The sequence below is a fragment of the Pantoea alfalfae genome, assembly GCF_019880205.1.
Lineage (GTDB): Bacteria > Pseudomonadota > Gammaproteobacteria > Enterobacterales > Enterobacteriaceae > Pantoea > Pantoea alfalfae.
The window spans coordinates 3,689,968-3,712,267 of sequence record NZ_CP082292.1 but is presented as its reverse complement, the minus strand read 5'-3'; the positions used below and the strand labels follow the sequence as shown (position 1 = coordinate 3,712,267).

Below are 22,300 nucleotides of genomic sequence, written 5' to 3'. Positions count from 1 at the left end.
ATAAGTTATCGGTTGGCACGTTTCTTGTAATAGCTATAACAATCAATCTCAAAAAGGAGCGCTGACGTGGAAATTTTATTCGTATTGGGTTTTTTCCTGATGCTATTGCTGACCGGCGTTTCACTGCTGGGCGTGCTGGCGGCACTGGTGGTCGCAACCATCGTGATGTTTGTCGGTGGACTGTTTGCAATTGTTATTAAAGTGTTGCCGTGGCTGGTGCTGGCGGTGATTGCTGTGTGGCTGCATCGTGCCCTTTTTGGCGACAGCGATGCGCGAGCGCGCCGTAAGCTGAGGCGTAAGATCAGCAGGTTAGACCGCAAAGGCTGGCGCTAAATGCGGTAGCGATCACAGTGTGAAAGATTGCTCGGCACTGATCTGCAATTAAACATATTTTTTACTTATGTTTTCTGGCAGGATGCCTGTCGTCAAATCGATGTGCCATCGACTCGACACGAATTCATCGCCGCTGTCCCTACACCAGCGCGAACAAAAAATAAAAAAAAGAAGAGGGCTTCCCAGGGGAAGCCCTTTTTGTTGCTTACCGGGCGCTGACTGTTACGGAATTAACAGACAGGATCCCTGCGTGGCCCGGCTCTCCAGCATCTGGTGCGCCTTACTGGCCTCTTTCAATGCAAACTTCTGCTGCTCTGGTACATCAATCTTAATGGCGCCGCTCGCCAGCAGCGAGAACAGCTCGGCACTGGCGGTTTCCAGCTCCTGCCGATTGGTGATATAACCAAACAGTGAAGGGCGGGTCACAAACAGCGAGCCTTTCTTATTCAGAATGCCCAGGTCAATCCCGGTCACCGGACCCGACGCATTACCAAAACTGACCATCAGACCGTGACGACGCAGCGAGTCCAGCGACGCTTCCCAGGTATCTTTGCCCACCGAGTCATACACGACGCCCACTTTTTTTCCGTCGGTCAGTTCGCTGACGCGCTGTGCAATATTCTCTTCGCGGTAGTTAATGGTCGCCCAGGCACCGGCGTTCTTCGCCATCGTGGCTTTTTCTTCGGAACCCACCGTACCGATTAAATGTGCACCCAGCGCTTTTGCCCACTGGCAAGCGATAAGCCCGACGCCGCCCGCGGCCGCATGAAACAGAAAGGTCTCACCGGCGCTGATTTTATAGGTCTGGCGCAGCAGATATTGCGTGGTCAGCCCTTTCAGGTAGCTGGCTGCGCCCTGCTCAAAGCCGATCGCCTCCGGGAGATGCATCAGGCGATCTTCCGCCACGTTATGCACTTCGCTATAGGCCCCCATCGACGCCAGACAGTAGACCACGCGATCGCCGGGCTTAAATAATGTCACGCCACGTCCAACCCGCGACACGACGCCCGCGGCTTCCGTTCCCAGGCCAGAAGGAAAAGCGGTAACCGGATAGAGCCCGCTGCGAACATAGGTATCGATGTAATTAATCCCGATAGCGCGATGCTCTACCTGCACGTCATGTTCAGCCGGGTCAGCGGGTTCAAAATCTGTCCACTCTAAGACGTCCGGGCCGCCATGCGCGCTGAACTGAATACGCTTTGCCATTCTGACTCCTGTGATTGTTTCATCATGAGGGTGAGGCGCGCACCTCAACTAAGGTATACTTGCGCGTCCCCACAGAAGATCGGTAATGCATTCACTATGGCAGGAAATAAACCCACCAACAAATCGAACGAAACGCAGGATCGCCAGCTCGCAGGCGTGAAAATGCCCCCGCATTCTCTGGAAGCGGAGCAGTCGGTGCTCGGTGGGTTAATGCTGGATAACGAGCGCTGGGATAACGTCTCTGAGCGCGTCGTCGCGAATGATTTTTTCAACCGCTCGCATCGGCTGATTTTTTCCGAGATGCAGCGGCTGCTTGAAAACAGCAAACCTATCGACCTGATTACGCTCTCTGAATCGCTGGAAACCCGGGGCGAACTGGAGATGGCAGGCGGCTTCGCCTATCTGGCTGAACTGGCGAAAAATACACCGAGTGCGGCGAATATCGGTGCTTATGCCGACATCGTGCGTGAACGTGCGGTGGTGCGTGAGATGATCGCCGTCGCCAACCAGATTGCCGATGCCGGTTACGATCCGCAGGGACGTAACAGCGAGGAGCTGCTCGACTTCGCAGAGTCGAACGTCTTTAAAATCGCGGAAGCGCGCGCAGATAAAGATGCTGGCCCGAAAAACATTGAGCAGATTCTGGAATCGACCGTCTCCCGTATCGAATCGCTCTATCAGACCCCGCACGATGGCGTCACCGGCGTCGATACCGGCTATCAGGATCTGAATAAAAAGACCGCGGGCCTGCAGGGTTCTGACCTGATTATTGTCGCCGCACGTCCCTCAATGGGCAAAACCACCTTCGCGATGAACCTGTGCGAAAACGCCGCCATGCTGCAGGAGAAGCCGGTGCTGATCTTCAGTCTGGAGATGCCCAGCGAGCAGATCATGATGCGTATGCTTGCGTCACTTTCCCGCGTCGATCAGACGCGCATCCGAACGGGACAGCTGGATGACGAAGACTGGGCGCGTATCTCCGGCACCATGGGCATCCTGCTGGAGAAGAAGAACATGTACATCGATGACTCTTCTGGCCTGACGCCTACCGAAGTGCGCTCGCGCGCCCGACGTATCTACCGTGAAAACGGTGGCTTAAGTATGATCATGATCGACTATTTGCAGCTGATGCGCGTACCGTCATTGTCGGACAACCGTACGCTGGAGATTGCGGAGATCTCCCGCTCGCTGAAAGCGCTGGCGAAAGAGCTGAATGTGCCGGTGGTGGCGCTGTCGCAGCTTAACCGCTCACTGGAGCAGCGTGCTGACAAGCGTCCGGTCAACTCGGATCTGCGTGAATCGGGTTCGATCGAGCAGGATGCGGATTTGATCATGTTTATCTATCGGGATGAGGTTTACCACGAAAACAGCGATCTCAAAGGGATCGCGGAGATCATCCTGGGTAAACAGCGTAATGGCCCCATCGGTACAGTACGCCTGACCTTTAACGGTCAGTGGTCGCGCTTTGATAACTACGCGGGTCCGCAATACGACGACGAATAATCCCGCTTTGTGCTGTCATGCACGATCTGTGCATGACAGCCCCCATCATCATAAAATAGTGTTGGACAACCTCTCGGGTTATCGGGTTATCTGTATCAAAGCGACGCCTGGTACCGATGTGGAAACGGAATGACTCACGTAGACGATTACGACCTTAAAATCCTGACTTTATTACAAGCTAACGGCCGTCTGACCAATCAGGAACTCAGCGATCTGGTCGGCCTTTCTGCCTCACAATGTTCGCGCCGCCGTATTAATCTGGAACAGGCTAACCTCATCCTGGGTTATCACGCCCGGCTGTCACCCGATGCCATCGGGCTTGGCATGGTGGGATTGATTGAGGTGCGCTTAATCAACCACACCGCTGAATATGTTGAGAGCTTTCACCGGATGGTGGAGCAGGAGCAGGCGATCGTGGATGCCTATAAAACCACGGGCGATGCAGACTATCTGCTCAAAGTGGCAGTAGCCGATCTTAATTCCCTCAGTGCGTTAATCAGCCAGTTAGTCGCGGGCCACCAGAGCGTTTCCCATGTGAAAACCTCAGTGGTGCTGGGACGAATGAAAGAGAACGGGCTGATGATGCTGCCTGAGCAAAAGACGCGCTAAAAGGGTGCGCGCTGTGCGGTTTTGGTGCACACTTGCGGTAATAAATGCAATTAACGCGCATCAAAACGGAGCCAGACGCATAGATTGACGGTATCAGTGGAAATTTATGCATAAAGTTATGTTTAAAGCGCCTTAGATATCAACGGGATATCGCTGGCATCCGCTTTACAGCTGTTCAGTGCTGTGACGATGGTGCGTTTTTTGCATCGGAACCGCATCATTTGCACTGAGAAAACCCCCATGGATAACATCGCAGAACCTACCCGCGTCCCGCATTCGCGCATTGAAGATGCGCTGGCGATGGTGCTCGGCACTCTAATGGTCTCGTTCGGCGTCATTATGCTAAAACAGGCCGGTGCGCTGACGGGCAGCACCGCAGGTATCGCTTTTCTGATTAGCTATCTCTCGCCGCTCACATTCGGCAGCGCGTTCTTCCTGATCAACATCCCTTTCTACTGGCTGGCGGTAAAACGCATGGGCTGGGAATTTACCCTGAAAACCTTCTGCGCCGTCGGGCTGGTGTCGCTGTTCACTCAACTGCACCCGCTGTTCGTCCACTTTTCTGACCTTAATCCCTTCTATGCGACACTGTTCGGTAACGTCATCATGGGAATCGGGTTTATAGTGTTATTTCGTCATAAGGCGAGCCTGGGCGGCATCAATATTCTGGCGCTGTGGCTACAGGATCGCTTTGGGATCCGCGCGGGTAAACTGCAGATGGCAGTCGATACCTGCGTCGTGCTGGCGTCACTGTTTGTGGTGAGTGGCCCCATCCTGCTCGCGTCGATTGCGGGTGCGGTGATCCTGAACCTGATTATTGCAATGAACCACCGTCCGGGACGCTATCGGGTTTAATCCGCCGCTTACCTCTGGACCAATCATGGAGACCTACACCGTGTTTCAAAACGTTGATGCCTATGCGGGCGATCCGATTCTGTCGTTGATGGAAGCGTTCAAACAAGACCCACGTGAACACAAAGTTAACCTGAGCATCGGGCTCTATTACGACGAACAGAACATCATCCCGCGGCTGAAGGCTGTAGCGGCTGCTGAAGAGCAGCTTTATGCTGAGCCGCATCAGGCATCGCTCTATCTGCCAATGGAAGGGCTGAACAGCTACCGCAGTGCGATTGCACCGCTGCTGTTTGGTGCCGATCATCCGGTGTTAAAGGCGGGCCGTATTGCGTCGATTCAGACTCTTGGCGGTTCTGGCGCGTTGAAAGTGGGTGCGGATTTCCTTAAGCGCTACTTCCCGCAGTCTGCCGTCTGGGTCAGCGATCCGACCTGGGAAAACCACGTCGCGATTTTTAATGGCGCAGGTTTTGACGTCAATACCTATCCCTGGTATGACGCAGAAACTCACGGTGTGCGGTTTGATGCCTTTATCAGCCCCCTGAAAACCCTGCCTGCGCAGAGCATCGTGTTGCTGCATCCCTGCTGTCATAACCCGACCGGCGCTGACCTGACGGATGCGCAGTGGGATCAGACCGTTGAGGTGCTGAAAGCACAGCAGCTGATTCCTTTCCTGGATATCGCCTATCAGGGCTTTGGTGCCGGTATGGAGCAGGATGCGTATGCACTGCGCGCGGTCGCGGCGGCGGGTCTGCCTGCGCTGGTCAGCAACTCCTTCTCCAAAATCTTCTCGCTCTATGGCGAGCGCGTAGGCGGTCTCTCTATCGTGTGCGACAGTGCCGAAGAGTCAGCACGTGTGCTGGGCCAGTTAAAAGCAACCGTTCGCCGTAACTACTCCAGCCCGCCGAATTTCGGTGCGCAGGTTGTCGCACGCGTCCTCAACGACGAGGCGCTGAAGGCCAGCTGGCTGGCTGAAGTGGAGGCGATGCGTCTGCGCATTCTCGCGATGCGCCAGTCGCTGGTGGACGTACTGAGCACCGCGCTGCCAGGTAAAAACTTCGACTATCTGCTGAAGCAGCGTGGCATGTTTAGTTATACCGGTCTGAGTGCGCAGCAGGTTGATCGCCTGCGTAACGAATTTGGCATCTATCTGGTGGGCAGCGGTCGCATGTGTGTGGCCGGTCTGAACAGCAAAAATGTGCATCAGGTAGCGGAAGCGTTTGCCGCCGTGATGTAACAGCAGCCAGGTTGTAAACAAGACCGCCAGCGTTTTCTCTGGCGGTTTTTTTATGGGTCAGGGTTTACCTTTCGGCGACATGCTGCACACTTAAACGGGATAACCGTTTCAGGAATAAGCTATGTGGCATCAACAAACTATTACGCTGAGCGCGAAGTCGCGTGGGTTTCATCTGGTCACCGATGAGATCGTCAACTCGCTCTCCGGACTGCGTGATATCAAAACCGGTCTGCTGCATCTGCTGTTGCAGCACACTTCGGCGTCGTTAACCTTAAATGAGAATTGCGACCCGACGGTGCGCAGCGACATGGAGCAGCATTTCATGCGGTACGTGCCCGAGAATGCGCCTTATCAGCACGATTACGAAGGGCGTGATGATATGCCGGCGCACATCAAATCGTCGATCTTAGGGGTTTCGTTGTTATTACCGGTTCAGCGGGGACGTCTGGTGCTGGGCACCTGGCAGGGGATCTGGCTGGGCGAGCATCGCATTGAGGGCGGTGCCAGGCGGATTGTCGCCACGTTACAAGGGGAATCGTAATGAATAACTCAGATTTACTGACCTATTGCATGAGCAAGCCGGGCGCGGAGCAGAGCGTCCACAGTGACTGGAAAGCCACGCAGATTAAAAGCAACGGCGTGCTGTTTGCGATGGTACATGAGGCGAAAGGGCGGCCCGCGGTCTCGCTGAAATCGACGCCTGCGCTGGCCGAATTACTGCGCGAAGAGCACAGCGATATTATTCCCAGCGAGCATCTGAATAAGTCTCACTGGAGCACGCTGTTCCTCGACGGTTCGCTGAAAGATTCGCAGATCTACTATCTGGTCGATGCCTCATACCAGCAGGCGGCTACCCGTTAAACGGCAATAAAAAACCCTCTTACCTGAGCAAGAGGGTTTCAGATCAAGCAGCTTACGCGGCAGACTGAGCGCGCAGCGTGTTGATATCGATAACAAAGCGATACTTCACATCGCTTTTGAGCATGCGCTCATAGGCTTCGTTGATCTGGTCCATCGCGATCAGCTCAATGTCCGACGTAATCCCGTGCTCGCCACAGAAATCGAGCATCTCCTGGGTTTCCGCGATGCCGCCAATCAGTGAACCGGCGATGCTGCGACGTTTGAAGATCAGGTTAAAGACCTGCGGTGCCGGATGGTCGTGCTCCGGTGCACCGACCAGCGTCATGTTGCCATCCAGTTTCAGCAGGGTGATGAACGGGTTGAGATCGTGCTGAGCCGCCACGGTGTTCAGGATGAAGTCAAAGCTGTTCGCGTGCTGCGCCATCTGCTCCGGATCTTTGGAGATCACGACTTCATCGGCACCCAGACGTTTGCCATCTTCAATTTTGGATGGCGAGGTGGTGAACAGCACCACATGTGCGCCCATGGCATGCGCAATCTTCACGCCCATATGGCCCAGGCCGCCTAAGCCTACGATACCCACTTTTTTGCCAGGACCGACATTCCAGTGACGCAGCGGCGAATAGGTGGTGATACCGGCACACAGCAGCGGTGCAACGCCCGCCAGCTCCAGGTTCTCCGGAATCCGCAGCACAAAGCTCTCATCAACCACCATCGACGTTGAGTAACCGCCGTAGGTAATAGCGCCGGTTTCGCGATCTTCGCCGTTATAGGTGCCCACAAAGCCGTTTTCGCAATACTGCTCCAGACCCTGCTGACAGCTTGGACAGCTGCGGCAGGAATCAACCATGCAGCCGACGCCAACCAGATCGCCGACTTTGTATTTCTGCGTCTGTGGACCAACAGCAGTCACGCGACCCACAATTTCATGTCCCGGAACCACGGGGAAAATGGTGTTTTTCCACTCATTACGGGCCTGATGCAGGTCTGAGTGGCAAACGCCACAGAACAGCACCTCAAGCTGAACGTCATGGGCGCGCAGCTCACGCGGCTTAAAATCGAACGGTGCCAGTTTGGATTTTGCATCCTGAGCAGCATACGCATGCGTAATATTCATGGTGTCTCCAGTTTCGATGTGTCGTGAGTGTTTTTTGATGATGTGCAGCAGCGTGGATGTGCTGCGAAAACAGGGCGACGCCAGGGGCGTGCCAAAGAGGAACCGTTTAAGGATAGTCAGCGTAGTGAGAAGCGTATATGCCTATACATGTCTGAATCTTGCCTGATTCTGCATTTTTCTGGCTGAATCGGCAGGGGTAAAAAAAGGCCCGCACGCGGCGGGCCTGAAAGAATTACTTCTGTAACAGGGGCTTCAGGAAGCGCGCGGTGTGGGATTTCTCACACTCCGCCACGGTTTCTGGCGTACCAGCAACCAGGATTTCACCGCCGCCGCTGCCGCCTTCCGGACCGAGATCGACAATCCAGTCTGCGGTTTTGACCACATCAAGGTTGTGCTCAATTACCACGATGGTGTTGCCCTGATCGCGCAACTTATGCAGCACTTCCAGCAGCTGCTGGATATCGGCAAAGTGCAGGCCGGTGGTCGGCTCATCCAGAATGTAGAGCGTCTGACCCGTGCCACGCTTCGACAGCTCACGCGCCAGCTTCACACGCTGGGCTTCACCGCCGGACAGGGTGGTGGCGGACTGACCGAGGCGGATGTAGGTGAGACCTACATCGATCAGCGTCTGCAGCTTACGCGCCAGCGCTGGTACGGCATCGAAGAACTCACGGGCCTCTTCGATGGTCATCTCCAGCACTTCGTGGATGCTCTTGCCTTTGTACTTCACTTCCAGCGTTTCACGGTTATAGCGTTTGCCTTTGCACTGGTCACACGGCACATAAATGTCCGGCAGAAAGTGCATCTCGACTTTCAACACGCCATCGCCCTGACAGGCTTCACAGCGTCCGCCCCGCACGTTGAAGCTGAAGCGACCCGGATTGTAACCGCGCGAACGCGCTTCCGGCACGCCCGCAAAGAGTTCACGCACCGGGGTAAAGATACCGGTGTAGGTGGCCGGGTTGGAGCGCGGTGTACGACCAATCGGGCTCTGATCGATGTCGATCACTTTGTCGAAGTGCTCCAGGCCTGCCACGTCACGGTAAGGTGCCGGTTCGGCGATGGTCGCACCGTTCAGCGCCCGCTGAGCAATCGGGAACAGCGTATCGTTGATCAGGGTCGATTTACCTGAACCGGACACACCGGTAATACAGGTGAACAGTCCGACCGGCAGCGTCAGCGTGACATCCTTAAGGTTGTTGCCGCGTGCGCCGGTAATCTTCAGCACTTTGGCCGGATCGCCTTTGACGCGCTCCTCTGGCACCACAATGCCACGCTTGCCGCTCAGGAACTGGCCGGTCAGGGATTCTTCCTGCGCCATAATCTGATCAACGGTGCCTTCCGCGACGACCTGGCCGCCGTGTACGCCTGCACCCGGACCGATGTCGATCACATGGTCTGCGGCACGAATCGCATCTTCATCATGCTCAACCACGATCACGGTGTTACCGAGGTCGCGCAGATGAATCAGGGTGCCGAGCAGCCGTTCGTTGTCACGCTGGTGCAGGCCAATAGAAGGCTCATCCAGCACATACATCACACCGACCAGACCCGCACCGATCTGGCTGGCCAGACGGATACGCTGTGCTTCACCCCCGGACAGGGTCTCAGCGGAACGTGACATTGAGAGATAGTTCAGGCCGACGTTGACCAGGAAGCTCAGGCGATCGCCAATCTCTTTCAAAATTTTCTCGGCAATCTGCGCGCGCTGGCCGCTGAGTTTCATGTTTTCAAAGAAGGACATCGCATGACCGATGCTCATCTCAGAGATAGTCGGCAGCGTGGTGTTCTCCACGAAGACGTGGCGCGCTTCACGACGCAGACGGGTGCCTTCACAGCTGGCACAGGCGCGGTTGCTGATAAACTTCGCCAGCTCTTCGCGAACCGCAGAGGATTCCGTCTCTTTATAGCGGCGTTCCATGTTATTGAGCACGCCTTCAAACGGATGACGGCGAACCGAGGTATCGCCGCGATCGTTGATGTACTTAAATTCGATGCTCTCTTTGCCTGACCCATACAGAATCACCTTCTGCACGTTGTCTGGCAGGCTGCCGAATGACGCTTCGATATCAAAATCGAGGTGTTCCGCCAGCGAACGCAGCATCTGGAAATAGTAAAAGTTACGGCGATCCCAGCCGCGGATAGCACCGCCCGCCAGCGAAAGTTCAGGATTCTGCACGACGCGGTCAGGATCAAAATATTGCTGTACGCCCAAGCCGTCACAGGTTGGACAGGCGCCCGCCGGGTTGTTAAACGAGAACAGACGCGGTTCCAGCTCACTCATGCTGTAACCGCAGATGGGGCAGGCGAAGTTAGCCGAGAAGAGCAGCTCTTCTGCGTCGCTGTCATCCATGTCCGCCACGATAGCCGTGCCGCCGGAAAGTTCCAGCGTGGTTTCAAACGACTCCGCCAGACGGGTTGCCAGGTCTTCACGCACTTTAAAGCGGTCAATCACCACTTCAATGGTGTGCTTCTTTTGCAGCTCAAGCTTTGGCGGATCGGAGAGGTCACACACTTCGCCATCAATACGCGCACGGATATAACCTTGCGTTGCCAGATTCTCCAGCGTTTTGGTGTGCTCACCCTTACGATCTTTCACTACCGGGGCCAGCAGCATCAGGCGACGACCTTCCGGCTGCGAGAGCACCTGATCCACCATCTGACTCACGGTCTGCGCCGCCAGCGGCACATCATGATCCGGACAACGCGGTTCGCCTACGCGGGCAAACAGCAGACGCAGATAATCGTGAATCTCAGTGATGGTTCCCACGGTCGAACGTGGGTTATGCGAGGTGGATTTCTGCTCAATGGAAATGGCGGGCGACAAACCTTCGATATGATCGACGTCCGGCTTCTCCATTAACGAAAGAAACTGGCGCGCATACGCAGAGAGCGACTCCACATAGCGGCGCTGACCTTCCGCATACAGCGTATCAAACGCCAGTGAGGATTTACCGGACCCTGACAGGCCGGTTACCACAATGAGTTTGTCGCGTGGGATGGTCAGGTTGATGTTTTTCAAATTATGGGTGCGGGCACCACGAACTTCGATCTTATCCATTCACCTTTCCCGGATTAGCTGCACTCACCGTGCCTTGCCGACACGGCCAGAATAAACGTGTCATTATGGCACAAAAAATAGACTGAATATATATCCAGTACTCTCAGGCCTGGAAGCGGAGAGGGATTAAAACTGGAACCCCGCTCGAAAGTGGGAAACAGTCCGCAGGACGTGTTAGAATTGATAGATTAGACTGTATGCATTAACTCATCGGGAGACAGCAACATGGCCAGTCGTGGCGTTAACAAAGTGATTCTTGTCGGGAATCTGGGTCAGGATCCGGAAGTACGTTACATGCCAAATGGTGGCGCGGTTGCCAACATTACGCTGGCTACGTCGGAAAGCTGGCGCGACAAGCAGACCGGTGAAAACAAAGAGATCACTGAATGGCACCGTGTGGTGCTGTTTGGCAAACTGGCTGAAGTCGCAGGCGAATACCTGAAAAAAGGGTCGCAGGTCTACATCGAAGGTCAGCTGCGTACCCGTAAATGGCAGGATCAGGGCGGCCAGGAACGTTACACCACCGAAGTCGTGGTCAACGTTGGCGGCACTATGCAGATGCTGGGTGGCCGTCAGCAGGGCGGCAACGCGGGTGCACCAGCAGGTGGCGGCGCGCAGGGCGGTGGCAACAACAATGGTTGGGGTCAGCCGCAGCAGCCGCAGGGTAACAACAATCAGTTCAGTGGTGGCGCGCAGTCCCGTCCACAGCAGCCACAGAGCGCGCCGGCCAGCAGCAACAACGAACCACCAATGGATTTCGACGACGATATTCCATTCTGATTCTGTTGGTCAGAGAGTGTAAAAAAGCCCGCTTATGCGGGCTTTTTTATGTGCGGCTTTCGCAGGCGGTTACGACCATTCCGCCACAATCTCGTCTGTGCGCAGCACACGCGGCACGTTGCCGGGAATCGACAATGAGGACCAGACCTCATTGTGCTGGTTTATCAACGCTTCAGCGCTGACCCAGTGACGATCGGCGGTGGTGTGCGCATCCGCAGCAACCGTAATGGCATAACCTGCACTGGCACCCACTTTTATGGTGGTATCCAGACAGTAGTCAGTGGCACAACCGCACACCACAAACTCTTCCACCGCCCGCTTCTTTAACAGTGCGGCCAGCTCAGTCTGCCAGAAGCTGTCGCAAGCGGTTTTTGTCACGTAATATGCGCCAGCAGGCTGAATCAGTTCCGGCAGCAGATTAAAAGCTTCATTTCCCTCGCACATCGCGCCTTCGCGGTGCTGGATAAAAATGGTGATATCGGCGCGTTCAGTCAGTCGGTTAATCTGCGCCACCCGACCCGCCTGGTCGAAGCGCGGCGAGATGAAGACCCCATTCTGCATATCGATAATCACTGCCACACGCTGTGCCATGCTTAACCCCATCCGTCTGAAAAAAGCAGTGTTACCCGCGGCGTTGCAGATAGCAATCTTTTGCATTTTAGCCCCGGTCGCAGGCATGCTTAGCAGACTGGTTAAATAAGGAGAGAGAAGTGGACGGTGTTCCGGCAAGTTTCCCCTGTGAGAAAGATCGCGCCCGGTTCCGGCAACTCGCAGAGCTGCCGGGTGTGGAACTCTATCAGGCCCACATCTCCCGCTATGCCTTTGAACCTCATACCCATGAAGCCTTTGGGATCGGCACCATTGAAGCGGGCGCACAGCGCTTTCGCTATCGCGGCACCGAATATACTGCGCCGGAGAACTCACTGGTCATGATGAACCCGGATGAGCTGCACACGGGTGAGTCAGCGTGCGAAGAGGGCTGGCGCTATCAGATGATCTACATTCAGCCGCAGCTGATGGATGAACTGACCGGCGACCGCGGCTGGTGGTTTAACGAGGCGCTGCTGACCGATCCGCGCGTGGCGCAGCCGCTCTCCCGCACGCTTGCCGCACTCTGGCAGGCAGAGTCTGAACTGGCGCGCCAGAGCCTGATTGCTGAGCTGCTGCTGCAAATCCGTCCGCTGGCGCGTATGTCCTCACAGCGCAGACCCGATGCCCGGCATCGTTTTGATCAGGTCAGAGATTTTTTGCGCGCAAACCTTGCAGAACCGGTGCGGCTGGAGGAGCTGGCCGCGCTGGCTTCACTGTCGCCGTGGCACTTCTTACGTGCTTTTCGCCAGCACTATCACGTTACGCCGCATCAGATGCTGATGGCTTTCCGGCTCTATGACGCCAAGCAAAGGCTGGCGCAAGGTGAGGCGGCCGCCAGCGTCGCGGCGGCGGTTGGATTGACCGATCAGGCTCATCTCACCCGCGCCTTTGCTCACCGTTATGGCATTACGCCGGGCCGCTATCAAAAGCAGGTTCGCCAGCTTTGATAACACCGCAATCTGCTACAAGCATTTCCCGCCGGAACCCGCCACACTCTGCCAAAAGTCTGTATAAGGAAGAAATCATGTTTGCGGGAATTATGTTTGCCGTCACCGCCGGGTTGCTGTGGGGGCTGATCTTTGTCGGGCCGCTGCTGGTGCCGGACTATCCTGGCGCCCTGCAATCGGCGGGACGTTACGTGGCGTTTGGGCTGATTGCGCTGCCGCTGGCCTGGCACAGCCGTCGTCGGCTGCGTCAGCTGTCACGCGCTGACTGGCTTGAGGCCGTGAAGCTCTCGCTGGTGGGAAACCTCTTCTACTATGCGTTTCTGGCGAACGCCATTCAGCGTACCGGCGGGCCGGTCTCCACCATGATTATCGGCACGCTGCCGGTGGTGATCGCCGTCACGGCTAACCTCTGTTATGGCCATCTTGAAGGACGGCTGCCGTGGCGGCGGCTGTTCCCGGCACTGGTCATGATGGCGGCTGGCTTGCTCTGCGTGAACGCAGCGGAGCTGCAGAGCCAGGGCGCCACGCTGGATCTCAGTCGTTATCTGACCGGTATCGTGCTGGCACTGCTGGCGGTAATCTGCTGGACCTGGTATCCGCTGCGTAATGCCCGCTGGCTGCGCACGCATCCTGAACTGCGCCCCTCAACCTGGGCTACCGCGCAGGGGCTGGTGACGCTGCCGATGGCACTGATCCTGTACGCGCTGGTCAGCGTTCAGCTCGCCTGGCAGCAGCCCGATTTTTCGCTGCCGTTCGGGCCGCGTCCCACGGTATTCATCGCATTGATGCTGACGATTGGCCTGCTCTGCTCCTGGCTTGGCACCTTATGCTGGAATGCTGCCAGCCAGCGTCTGCCCACCGTACTGATGGGGCCGCTGATTGTTTTCGAGATACTCTTTGGCCTGTTATGGACTTTTCTCTGGTATCAACGCTGGCCGCCGCAGCTCACCCTGACAGGCATTGTTTGTCTGATGGCGGGTGTGATCTGGGCAATGCGCATCAAACCGCACCCGCAGGTAGTTACGATTAAAGAGTAAACCGTAAAACTCACCTGAATGCCTTTACCGCGCGGACAACACACCGCGCGGCTTTTTAAGATTAAACCCTATCCTGATTTGCTCGCTCTTCGGCAGATTTATACCGCGAAATCGATTTCATGGTTCCGCACTGTTGTCCGGTATTCTCCGATAACCTCATTCATCCTTCCTTTGTCAGTAAAAAAACGGTCCTTTCTGGCACCTGAAAGTTGTCTGTTTCAGCTCTGGCAACCTTTCACTGGTCAGATATCGGTCATTAATCAGGAAAAATAGCGCAGCATTATGGACGTTACGCTTTTATCCGCTGCTGTTTATTGCGTTAGGGTCCTGAGAAAAGGGGACTAAAAACCACCATTAACTTCACTCAGTGATAAATGAGTAAGAGAATTCCGCCGCTGCGTTATTAATTAAAGATTAATCTCTGGCATCAATGATGTGCAATGAAGAGAGTGAAAAGATAGACCCATAACGTTAGTGATAAGGAGCAATAAACTATTTAACCCGGATTAATCCTGGAGAAAGTTAATGCAATAAAGCCATCATCGGGAATTAAAGCGCAACCGCAAAATTTGAGTCAGGGCCACCATTAACTCAAATGTACGGTGATTATTGTTTGTGCGATGTTTAAAGCGGCTTAATGGTGTTGAGAGGATTTAGTTCCGACGATTAGCAGGGCTAAACTAAAAAAGGGAAGGCCCAATCCCGCATAAAGGGGATTGGGAGGGGAAGATAAGGCGTGGAATGCGAGACTTTTGCTGTTGTGAATCAATTTTACCGCAAAAAAAGAAGCTTAGCTGTGAAGCCATTCATTAGTTATAAATGGAGCGGAAAAGGGGGCCGCAATTGTCCTGTTAAATGATCTTCATCTCTTCTGGTAAGAACAAATCTCAGCGTTAAGTCTAAAAAGCGCGGTAGCATTAGGTTTAGCGATTCTCCGTGCCTGACGGATAGTGGTATACGCTGCGGCTGATATCTAATAAGCGGCAGCTGCGACGGGTGCCAATGTCAAAGGTGGTCTGCAGGAAATCTACAGCCTGTCGTTTTTCATTAGTCGTAAAGAAGTGCTTCAGAACGCTCTGCAGCATCTCTTTGTCCGAATTGAGCGTCTGCAGTTCACGTGTGACATTCTGCAGTTTTTCTTCCAGCTCCTTGATTTTTCTGCCTTCTTCCGAAGACAACCCAGAAAACTTCTTTTTCCAGCTATAGAACGTGGCTTCAGAGATGCCTAACTCTTCACAAATCTCTCTGACTTTCACGCCCGATTCAGAAGCTTTAATGGCATTTGTGATTTGATCTTCGCTGTATCGTGACTTTCTCATAAATGCTCTTACCTTTCTTATCGATTAATGGATGAGAATGACTTTAATAATTTCTGGCACTGTAAGATTTTATTAAGGCAGTATTAAAGTGCGCGAATTGAATTGCGAAGCCTAAATTAAGATATTTAGAAGAAATATCATCATGGGATAAATCTTATTTTATTCTTATCCGGGGAGCGTGCCTTCCTGGAGGCGGGTTTTTGTTATAAATTCATCGCATCCAAAATACGAAAAAATTCTACGTACACTGGATATTTAGCTTCGCCGACTTGATTAATATGCCGGTATAGCTCTTTAAGGTTGTTTTATTTTCAGCCTGAAATCGTTTCCATTTGAAGTGATTCGCGCCATTTATAATAAGAATTATCCTGAATTCACTCTCCGGATCATGATTTACATCTCAATTTTCGGACCAGCTTGGTCTGAAGTCATACATTTTCGCCAGGCCCACTGAGCGCTTATTAATTCGTTACAGGGATGTTGTACCGAAGCGGTTGTAGTTGAGTAATACTAAGGAAGAGTCGATGAAATTGAGCGTAATGTCTAATGCCGCCTGGATGATGTCTGAGAAGATCATCTCCGTTTTTGGCGTCATTTTTGTGACGTCTTACGTGGCTAAATCCTTTGGTCCAACGGTGTTTGGCCAGATGGCGTTTTCTACTTCACTTTTTGCAATGGTGCAAACCGTCGCAATCTTTGGCACCGAAACTATTCTGTTTAAGCGCGTCAGCAAAAATGCGTCGAAAGGTCTTCGACTGATGACCATCGCCCGTACGCTGCGCATGGTGCTATTGCTGGTCACTTCGGTGCCAGTCTTAATTTGGGTCTGGTACAACATGCAGGAAAACTTCCTGGCGTTTGCACTGGCCTCATTTGTTGCCTCGGTTTTTGTCACCCAGGACACCTTCAGCGTTTATAACAACGCGCGTCTTGCCTCGCGTCTTAACACTATCGCTAACGCTGTGGGCATGCTGCTGAGTTTCGGCATCAGCTTTACCGTGGCCTGGCTGCGTCTTAATCCGCTCTGGCTGACGCTGTCGATTGTTGCCGTGACACTGGTGCCTTACCTGATCAAGCGTCACAACTTCTATCAGGACCACCAGGATCAGATGCCACCGCGCGAAAAGCGCACCGCCTATCTGCGCTATCTGATGTATGCCGGTCTGCCGCTGGCGATCTCCAGCATCTTTATCTCGGTGCAGGTCAAAGCGGCGCAGATGTTTCTGGCAGGCACGGCGCCTGCGCGCGACCTCGGTCTCTTTGCGGCGGCGAATACTATCTCCGCCTCCTGGATTTTTATCCCGGTTGCGCTTATCACCTCCTGCTTCACTGAAATCTTCAGGGAGCGCGGCGAGGTCGCCATTAAGCTGGCTGCCCGGCTCAATGGCTACGTTATGGCGGTTTCATTGCTGATGCTGCTTGTCATTTCGCTTTACGGCGAGCAAATCATCATCGCGTTGTACGGACCGGAATACACACAGTCAGGAAGTCTCATTACGTTGCTGTCGATAGCGACCAGCTTTTCGGCAATGGGGACCGTAGCGTATCGCTACATGGTCAAAGAGGGAGGATTTAACTACTTGCTGAGGAAAATCATCTGCCTGATGGTCATCAGTCTGCCGCTCTCCTGGTGGTTGATCCAGGGTCACGGCATCATGGGGGCCGCGTGGAGCGTTTTCCTTTCAGAACTTTTGTCCCTGACCGTAATGAATTACTTCTTTAAAAACGGCGTCATTCAAAAGATTCAGGTTTCCTCACTCAACTACAAAACATACAAATGAGGTCAGATATGCTCAAGTTGAAAGAAGAACTCAGAAAAAGTGTGCAGTACTTTATCAAGAAGATGCCCTGGGCTTATCAGGACCGCATCTACTACTTCCATAAGTTCAGAAAGCTGCCCAATCTGCGTCAGCCAAAAGTGTTCAACGAGAAGGTGTTGTACCGTAAGTTTATCTTCGGCGATTACCAGAACTACGGTCGTCTGTCAGATAAGTACTCGGTACGCGAATTCATTGCTGAAAAAATCGGTAATGAGTACCTGATCCCGCTGGTACACGAAACCACTGACCCGACCACGCTGAACAGCCTGCCTTGCTGGAAGGGAACGGTGATCAAGCCGAACCACGCCTCCAACATGGTAGAAATACTGCTGGAAGAGCCGGACGCGTTGCGCAAGCAGCAGATCATTCATGACTGCTATCGCTGGCTGAAGACCGATTTCGCCAATGAAGCGCGCGAGATTCACTACCGCTACATCAAGCCACGCATCCTGGTTGAGAAGTACATTGGTGATGGCAAAAGCGCGCCGATCGATTACAAATTCCATATGTTCAACAAGCGTGATGGCAGGTTCGAATATGTGCTGCAGGTAATCTACAACCGCTGCCAGCCGCTGCTGTCGATGAACTTCTACGTGAATAACCTCAATGAGGCCTATCACAAGATTCGCGATACCGGGCTGGATGTGTCACCGATTATGCCGTCACTGGAACATGCGCTCGAACTGAGCAAGAAGCTGGCCAGCGATTTCGACTACGTGCGTGTGGATTGGTATATCCATGACGAGCATATCTACTTTGGCGAACTGACCTTCACCCCAGGTGCAGGGCTGGTTACCGGATTAGATCGTGGTTTAAACCAGATGATGGGAGATATGTGGATTCAGGACCGCCGCGGAACGCAGAGCCCGGGCGTTACAGTGCAGGATGTTAATGTTCCTGCCATGTTGAAGAAAATTTAAGTTCACACAGCAATATAAAAAACCCCGCTAAGCGGGGTTTTTTATGCGTAAAAATCAGGGCATCGGCCAGTCAGCAGGCGCCTGGCTCATCGCATCGATAAAGGCGTGCTTTGAGATTTCCACGAAGTTATGTACGTTTTCCATGCTCAGGGTAATGCCCATCAGACCGGTAACAAACCAGCAGGTCATGCCTAAACCAATCCCGCCACACATAAAGGCCATCACGTGACGGCTATCCTGACGAAGTTTGGTTTTCAGGGTGCTGGCAAAAAACATCATGATTGCGCTCAGCAGTTCCCAACGCATAACAAGAAAACTGGCGGTTAACGTAGCCATCGGCCGGACCTCACTATCAGTAAGTATTCCTGACAATCTGCGGACATCACCGGCGACAAAAAAGTGTGTCAGGTAGGACTTTTTTGCCGTCAACCCAGGTTCAAAGTGTGACTTGGGTCACATTATATCACCCGATTTTAAATTTTGAACAAAATTTGACTCTTGTATGGTAGTGGTGTGCAGAAAAAATGAGCAGTAGAAGAAGAACGGCGGGGAAATCAGACAGATGCGCCCGGAGCGGGCGCAGCGAAGAATTAACGGACCGGGCAGCACTCGCCGGTCGTGCGCTGGGTAAAGCTGTTGATCGGATCGTTACAACCGAAACTCAGCAGGCGAGGGCGCTGAATCGCCTGGCGTCGCATGGTGTGGCGGTAAGCGGTCGGGGTCTGTGAAAACTGACGACGAAACACCCGTGAAAAAGTTTGCTGCGAGTCATAGCCATACTGCATCGCGATATCAAACACCGGACGCTGTGTCTGCGATAGCGCTTCTGCGGCCAGCGTCAGGCGGCGCTCACGAATATAGCCACCCAGCGTCTGTTTCGTCACGGAACGGAACATACGCTGCAGGTGCCATTTCGAATAGCCTGATTTTGCCGCAACCTCATCAATCGACAGGCTCTTATCGAGGTTCTGGTCAATCCAGTCCGTCAGGGAATGAATGATCTCTTCTTGCATCATGGCCTCATCCTTCTGGTGCTTAATAAGGGGTAATGGGAGTTTAGGGGTTTCAACGGAGAAGAAGTATAATTCCTCAAGTTAACTTTAGGTAAAGGGTCTGATGAAAAAAGAACGTAACTATCCAAAACCGGTCTTAACACCCGGGGAAGTGGCGCGCCGCAGCGGTGTGGCGGTCTCGGCGCTGCACTTTTATGAAACCAAAGGCCTCATTTTCAGCACCCGCAACAGCGGCAATCAGCGCCGATACAGCCGCGATGTGCTGCGACGCGTGGCGATCATCAAGATTGCTCAGCGCATTGGCATCCCGCTGGCGACGGTCAGTGACAGTCTCGACCACATTCCGCCAGATAAGCGCATGTCGACGACGGAATGGGATGCGCTGACTCAGCACTGGCGCGAAGAGCTGGATAAACGCATTGAAACCCTGACCCGCCTGCGCAATGACCTGGATGGCTGTATCGGTTGCGGCTGCCTGTCGATGCGCGACTGTCCGCTGCGTAATCCCGGCGACCGGCTGGGTCAGCAGGGCTCGGGTGCGGTGCTGCTTGACCCGGAACAGGATGATAAACATCCGGCTGTGGAGTGACGTCTATACTTGGTGAAGGTCAACACACAGGGAATCATGATGATCACCGTTCACCATCTTGAGAAATCGCGCTCGCATCGGGTGCTGTGGCTGCTGGAAGAGCTGGAAGTGCCGTACCAGATTAAACGCTATCAACGCGAACCGACCATGCTGGCCCCGGAGGCGCTAAAAAAAGTGCATCCACTGGGAAAATCGCCGGTCATTACTGACGGGAACCAGGTGGTAGCAGAATCGGGGGCCATTCTCGAATACCTTGAAGAGAAATATGATCACGAATTCAGGCTGAAAGTGAGTGATGAGGCGTCACGGTTACAGTGCCGCTACTGGCTGCACTACGCCGAAGGCTCGCTGATGCCGCTGCTGGTGATGAAACTGATCTTCGGTCAGATGGGCAAAGCGCCGGTGCCCTGGCTGCTGCGTCCGGTCGGCGCGGCATTTGGCAAAGGGGTGCAGAAGGCATTCCTGGATAAACAGCTAAAGCCGCACAGGCAGATGATCGAACAGCATCTGGCAGCCAATACGTGGTTTGCCGGTGAGCGTTTTACCATTGCGGATATCCAGATGAGCTTTCCGCTGCTGGCACTGGCGCGGCGTGGCGGACTGGATCGGATGCCTGCCACTGATAAATGGTTGCAGACGGTGCAGCAGCGCGCCGCCTGGCAACGCGCGATTGCGCAGGGCGGCGAGCTTTCGTTGCCAGGTTAATCCTCTCTCCGCCGGCGCATCCTGTCTCATCCCGACTGCGCCGGTGCGAATCCTGCCTTTATATGACATTAACTTTATGGCCTCAGCGTTTCAGGCTGGCTTCCGTCGGGCGTCTGCCAGCCTCCTGCGCCCAATCTTTCTTTATGCCAAAGAATCTCCCTCTTAGAGTTGAAAACGTGGCGCTAAACGCCGGATAATCGCATGCCTTTTTATCTGGCTGCTTTTGACGGCTAATTATCTGCGGCAAGGTAAACGTTTGCCTGATGGGTTAATCCCGACAGTGACGCCGTCTACCCGCTTATTCCAGGGACAGCGATGGTCGCAGAGCGATCCACACAACAAAAATTTTTGAGGCTCAACTATGTCAACTGAATCACGCCCGGCCAGTGGAAAACTGGACGCATGGTTCTCGATCTCGGCGCGCGGCAGCAGCGTGCGCCAGGAAATTCTGGCCGGACTCACTACCTTCCTGGCGATGGTCTACTCCGTCATCGTGGTACCGGGAATGCTGGGCAAAGCCGGTTTTTCCCCCTCCGCCGTGTTTGTCGCCACCTGTCTGGTCGCCAGCTTTGGTTCCATCCTTATGGGGCTGTGGGCCAATCTGCCGATGGCCATTGGCTGCGCCATCTCCCTGACCGCCTTTACCGCTTTCAGCCTGGTGCTGGGTCAGCACATCAGCGTGCCGGTCGCGCTGGGCGCAGTGTTCCTGATGGGCCTGCTGTTTACCCTGATCTCCGTGACCGGCATTCGTGCCTGGATTTTGCGTAACCTGCCGATGGGCGTGGCGCACGGCACCGGCGTCGGGATTGGCCTGTTTCTGCTGCTCATCGCCGCTGACGGCGTGGGTCTGGTGGTAAAAAATCCGGCTCCGGGCCTGCCGGTGGCGCTGGGTCACTTCACCACTTTCCCGGTGATGATGACACTGCTGGGACTGGCCGCGATTATCGGACTGGAGAAGCGCAGGGTACCGGGCGGCATCCTGCTGACGATTATCGCTATTTCGCTGCTCGGCCTGATCTTTGACCCGTCGGTGACATATCAGGGACTGTTTGCCCTGCCGAGCCTGCGTGACGCCAGCGGTCAGTCGTTGCTGTTCAGCCTCGACATTATGGGGGCGCTACAGCCTGTAGTACTGCCCAGCGTGCTGGCACTGGTGATGACGGCGGTTTTTGACGCCACCGGTACCATTCGTGCGGTCGCAGGGCAGGCCAATCTGCTGGATAAACAGGGCCAGATTATCAATGGCGGTCGTGCGCTGACCAGTGACTCTGTCAGCAGCCTGTTCGCGGGTCTGGTGGGCGCGTCACCGGCTGCGGTCTATATTGAATCGGCGGCAGGGACAGCGGCGGGGGGCAAAACCGGCCTGACCGCAATTGTGGTGGGCCTGCTGTTTCTCGCTATCCTGTTTATGTCGCCGCTGGCTTATCTGGTTCCGGCTTACGCTACCGCACCTGCACTGATGTATGTGGGTCTGCTGATGCTCAGTAATGTGGCAAAAGTGGACTTCAGTGATTTTGTCGATGCGATGTCTGGGCTGCTCACGGCGGTGATTATCGTGCTCACCTGCAACATCGTCACCGGCATCATGATCGGTTTCGCCAGCCTCGTGGTGGGGCGTCTGTTCGCCGGTGAATGGCGTAAGCTCAACGTCGGTACCGTGATCATTGCCGTCGCGCTGGTGGCATTTTACGCCGGTGGCTGGGCAATCTGACTGTACAACCGGGCGTGCGGCTGCGCGTCCGGAATTTTTCACTTTTTTCCCGCCCGGCGCACGCGTAGCTGACCACCTTCAATGCAGTT

General features: G+C 54.3%; 22 protein-coding genes. 15 read left to right on the top strand and 7 right to left on the bottom strand.

Annotation, left to right across the window (positions count from 1 at the left end):
- The first annotated feature begins 66 nt into the window (after positions 1–66).
- Positions 67–333 carry an envelope stress response protein PspG gene (gene pspG / locus K6R05_RS17355; RefSeq protein ID WP_222924724.1) on the top strand — a complete coding sequence of 89 codons (267 nt, stop codon included), beginning with the start codon at positions 67–69 and terminating at the stop codon, positions 331–333.
- Between the two features lie 222 nt (positions 334–555).
- Here pspG and K6R05_RS17350 read toward each other — a convergent pair whose 3' ends face one another.
- Complete coding sequence (locus tag K6R05_RS17350) at positions 556–1,539, bottom strand: quinone oxidoreductase (RefSeq protein WP_161733527.1); 984 nt, start codon at positions 1,537–1,539, stop codon at positions 556–558.
- A 96-nt stretch (positions 1,540–1,635) separates the two neighbouring features.
- On the opposite strand from K6R05_RS17350, the gene dnaB reads away from it, so the two are divergent.
- The 6 genes from dnaB (at position 1,636) to K6R05_RS17320 (ending at position 6,601) form a co-directional block, all read left to right on the top strand.
- Positions 1,636–3,042 (top strand): replicative DNA helicase, encoded by a 1,407-nt coding sequence (gene dnaB, locus K6R05_RS17345; RefSeq protein WP_010252197.1) that lies wholly within the window; start codon positions 1,636–1,638, stop codon positions 3,040–3,042.
- 129 nt (positions 3,043–3,171) lie between these two features.
- On the top strand, positions 3,172–3,651 hold the full coding sequence (locus K6R05_RS17340) for an Lrp/AsnC family transcriptional regulator (RefSeq protein WP_161733529.1): 480 nt from the start codon (positions 3,172–3,174) through the stop codon (positions 3,649–3,651).
- Between the two features lie 240 nt (positions 3,652–3,891).
- Positions 3,892–4,506: a YitT family protein gene (locus tag K6R05_RS17335; protein ID WP_161733531.1), complete on the top strand. Its 615-nt coding sequence runs from the start codon at positions 3,892–3,894 to the stop codon at positions 4,504–4,506.
- A 40-nt stretch (positions 4,507–4,546) separates the two neighbouring features.
- Positions 4,547–5,740 (top strand): amino acid aminotransferase, encoded by a 1,194-nt coding sequence (locus K6R05_RS17330; protein ID WP_222925507.1) that lies wholly within the window; start codon positions 4,547–4,549, stop codon positions 5,738–5,740.
- Between the two features lie 121 nt (positions 5,741–5,861).
- Positions 5,862–6,281 carry a secondary thiamine-phosphate synthase enzyme YjbQ gene (locus K6R05_RS17325; RefSeq protein ID WP_161733533.1) on the top strand — a complete coding sequence of 140 codons (420 nt, stop codon included), beginning with the start codon at positions 5,862–5,864 and terminating at the stop codon, positions 6,279–6,281.
- Positions 6,281–6,601 (top strand): MmcQ/YjbR family DNA-binding protein, encoded by a 321-nt coding sequence (locus K6R05_RS17320; RefSeq protein WP_161733535.1) that lies wholly within the window; start codon positions 6,281–6,283, stop codon positions 6,599–6,601. Before K6R05_RS17325 ends, K6R05_RS17320 begins: the two co-directional genes overlap by 1 nt.
- 52 nt (positions 6,602–6,653) lie before the next feature.
- On the opposite strand, the gene K6R05_RS17315 is transcribed toward K6R05_RS17320, so the two are convergent.
- Entirely contained in the window at positions 6,654–7,718 is a 1,065-nt protein-coding gene (locus K6R05_RS17315; RefSeq protein WP_161733537.1) for an NAD(P)-dependent alcohol dehydrogenase, read from the bottom strand.
- A 232-nt stretch (positions 7,719–7,950) separates the two neighbouring features.
- Entirely contained in the window at positions 7,951–10,779 is a 2,829-nt protein-coding gene (gene uvrA, locus K6R05_RS17310; RefSeq protein ID WP_161733539.1) for an excinuclease ABC subunit UvrA, read from the bottom strand.
- 225 nt (positions 10,780–11,004) lie between these two features.
- Between uvrA and ssb1 the strand changes: the two genes are divergently transcribed.
- Complete coding sequence (gene ssb1, locus K6R05_RS17305; RefSeq protein WP_161733541.1) at positions 11,005–11,559, top strand: single-stranded DNA-binding protein SSB1; 555 nt, start codon at positions 11,005–11,007, stop codon at positions 11,557–11,559.
- A 69-nt stretch (positions 11,560–11,628) separates the two neighbouring features.
- On the opposite strand, the gene K6R05_RS17300 is transcribed toward ssb1, so the two are convergent.
- Positions 11,629–12,150, bottom strand: a complete 522-nt coding sequence (locus tag K6R05_RS17300; RefSeq protein ID WP_161733544.1) for an isochorismatase family protein — start codon at positions 12,148–12,150, stop codon at positions 11,629–11,631.
- 119 nt (positions 12,151–12,269) lie between these two features.
- Between K6R05_RS17300 and K6R05_RS17295 the strand changes: the two genes are divergently transcribed.
- Both K6R05_RS17295 and K6R05_RS17290 read left to right on the top strand, forming a co-directional pair.
- The gene (locus K6R05_RS17295) at positions 12,270–13,097 is read left to right on the top strand and encodes an AraC family transcriptional regulator (protein WP_161733546.1); all 828 of its coding nucleotides are present in this window, start codon (positions 12,270–12,272) and stop codon (positions 13,095–13,097) included.
- A gap of 77 nt (positions 13,098–13,174) precedes the next feature.
- Positions 13,175–14,134 (top strand): DMT family transporter, encoded by a 960-nt coding sequence (locus K6R05_RS17290; RefSeq protein ID WP_161733548.1) that lies wholly within the window; start codon positions 13,175–13,177, stop codon positions 14,132–14,134.
- Between the two features lie 923 nt (positions 14,135–15,057).
- On the opposite strand, the gene K6R05_RS17285 is transcribed toward K6R05_RS17290, so the two are convergent.
- Complete coding sequence (locus K6R05_RS17285; protein WP_013359793.1) at positions 15,058–15,453, bottom strand: transposase; 396 nt, start codon at positions 15,451–15,453, stop codon at positions 15,058–15,060.
- 524 nt (positions 15,454–15,977) lie between these two features.
- On the opposite strand from K6R05_RS17285, the gene K6R05_RS17280 reads away from it, so the two are divergent.
- On the top strand, positions 15,978–17,234 hold the full coding sequence (locus tag K6R05_RS17280) for an oligosaccharide flippase family protein (RefSeq protein WP_013359794.1): 1,257 nt from the start codon (positions 15,978–15,980) through the stop codon (positions 17,232–17,234).
- An 8-nt stretch (positions 17,235–17,242) separates the two neighbouring features.
- Positions 17,243–18,193 carry an ATP-grasp fold amidoligase family protein gene (locus tag K6R05_RS17275; protein WP_222924723.1) on the top strand — a complete coding sequence of 317 codons (951 nt, stop codon included), beginning with the start codon at positions 17,243–17,245 and terminating at the stop codon, positions 18,191–18,193.
- 54 nt (positions 18,194–18,247) lie between these two features.
- Here K6R05_RS17275 and K6R05_RS17270 read toward each other — a convergent pair whose 3' ends face one another.
- Together K6R05_RS17270 and soxS are read right to left on the bottom strand one after the other, a co-directional pair.
- A complete protein-coding gene (locus K6R05_RS17270) occupies positions 18,248–18,529 on the bottom strand; it encodes a YjcB family protein (RefSeq protein WP_013359796.1) in 282 nt (93 codons plus the stop codon).
- 254 nt (positions 18,530–18,783) lie between these two features.
- Complete coding sequence (gene soxS, locus K6R05_RS17265; protein WP_150012009.1) at positions 18,784–19,209, bottom strand: superoxide response transcriptional regulator SoxS; 426 nt, start codon at positions 19,207–19,209, stop codon at positions 18,784–18,786.
- 100 nt (positions 19,210–19,309) lie between these two features.
- On the opposite strand from soxS, the gene soxR reads away from it, so the two are divergent.
- The 3 genes from soxR to K6R05_RS17250 all read left to right on the top strand — a co-directional run bounded on the left by soxR (position 19,310) and on the right by K6R05_RS17250 (position 22,211).
- Positions 19,310–19,795, top strand: coding sequence for a redox-sensitive transcriptional activator SoxR (gene soxR / locus K6R05_RS17260; RefSeq protein ID WP_161733550.1), 486 nt, complete (start codon positions 19,310–19,312; stop codon positions 19,793–19,795).
- 39 nt (positions 19,796–19,834) lie between these two features.
- On the top strand, positions 19,835–20,500 hold the full coding sequence (locus K6R05_RS17255; RefSeq protein ID WP_222925506.1) for a glutathione S-transferase family protein: 666 nt from the start codon (positions 19,835–19,837) through the stop codon (positions 20,498–20,500).
- A gap of 361 nt (positions 20,501–20,861) precedes the next feature.
- Positions 20,862–22,211 (top strand): NCS2 family permease, encoded by a 1,350-nt coding sequence (locus tag K6R05_RS17250; protein WP_161733552.1) that lies wholly within the window; start codon positions 20,862–20,864, stop codon positions 22,209–22,211.
- Positions 22,212–22,300 lie beyond the last annotated feature (89 nt).

Coding starts and splice junctions, on each gene's coding strand:
- uvrA (WP_161733539.1), bottom strand. CDS start 10,779: ATGGATAAGATCGAAGTTCGTGGTGCCCGCACCCATAATTTGAAAAAC.
- K6R05_RS17300 (WP_161733544.1), bottom strand. CDS start 12,150: ATGGCACAGCGTGTGGCAGTGATTATCGATATGCAGAATGGGGTCTTC.
- K6R05_RS17315 (WP_161733537.1), bottom strand. CDS start 7,718: ATGAATATTACGCATGCGTATGCTGCTCAGGATGCAAAATCCAAACTG.
- K6R05_RS17340 (WP_161733529.1), top strand. CDS start 3,172: ATGACTCACGTAGACGATTACGACCTTAAAATCCTGACTTTATTACAA.
- K6R05_RS17285 (WP_013359793.1), bottom strand. CDS start 15,453: ATGAGAAAGTCACGATACAGCGAAGATCAAATCACAAATGCCATTAAA.
- K6R05_RS17325 (WP_161733533.1), top strand. CDS start 5,862: ATGTGGCATCAACAAACTATTACGCTGAGCGCGAAGTCGCGTGGGTTT.
- K6R05_RS17275 (WP_222924723.1), top strand. CDS start 17,243: ATGCTCAAGTTGAAAGAAGAACTCAGAAAAAGTGTGCAGTACTTTATC.
- K6R05_RS17335 (WP_161733531.1), top strand. CDS start 3,892: ATGGATAACATCGCAGAACCTACCCGCGTCCCGCATTCGCGCATTGAA.
- K6R05_RS17290 (WP_161733548.1), top strand. CDS start 13,175: ATGTTTGCGGGAATTATGTTTGCCGTCACCGCCGGGTTGCTGTGGGGG.
- dnaB (WP_010252197.1), top strand. CDS start 1,636: ATGGCAGGAAATAAACCCACCAACAAATCGAACGAAACGCAGGATCGC.
- K6R05_RS17250 (WP_161733552.1), top strand. CDS start 20,862: ATGTCAACTGAATCACGCCCGGCCAGTGGAAAACTGGACGCATGGTTC.
- K6R05_RS17270 (WP_013359796.1), bottom strand. CDS start 18,529: ATGGCTACGTTAACCGCCAGTTTTCTTGTTATGCGTTGGGAACTGCTG.
- soxR (WP_161733550.1), top strand. CDS start 19,310: ATGAAAAAAGAACGTAACTATCCAAAACCGGTCTTAACACCCGGGGAA.
- K6R05_RS17280 (WP_013359794.1), top strand. CDS start 15,978: ATGAAATTGAGCGTAATGTCTAATGCCGCCTGGATGATGTCTGAGAAG.
- K6R05_RS17255 (WP_222925506.1), top strand. CDS start 19,835: ATGATCACCGTTCACCATCTTGAGAAATCGCGCTCGCATCGGGTGCTG.
- soxS (WP_150012009.1), bottom strand. CDS start 19,209: ATGATGCAAGAAGAGATCATTCATTCCCTGACGGACTGGATTGACCAG.
- K6R05_RS17350 (WP_161733527.1), bottom strand. CDS start 1,539: ATGGCAAAGCGTATTCAGTTCAGCGCGCATGGCGGCCCGGACGTCTTA.
- ssb1 (WP_161733541.1), top strand. CDS start 11,005: ATGGCCAGTCGTGGCGTTAACAAAGTGATTCTTGTCGGGAATCTGGGT.
- K6R05_RS17320 (WP_161733535.1), top strand. CDS start 6,281: ATGAATAACTCAGATTTACTGACCTATTGCATGAGCAAGCCGGGCGCG.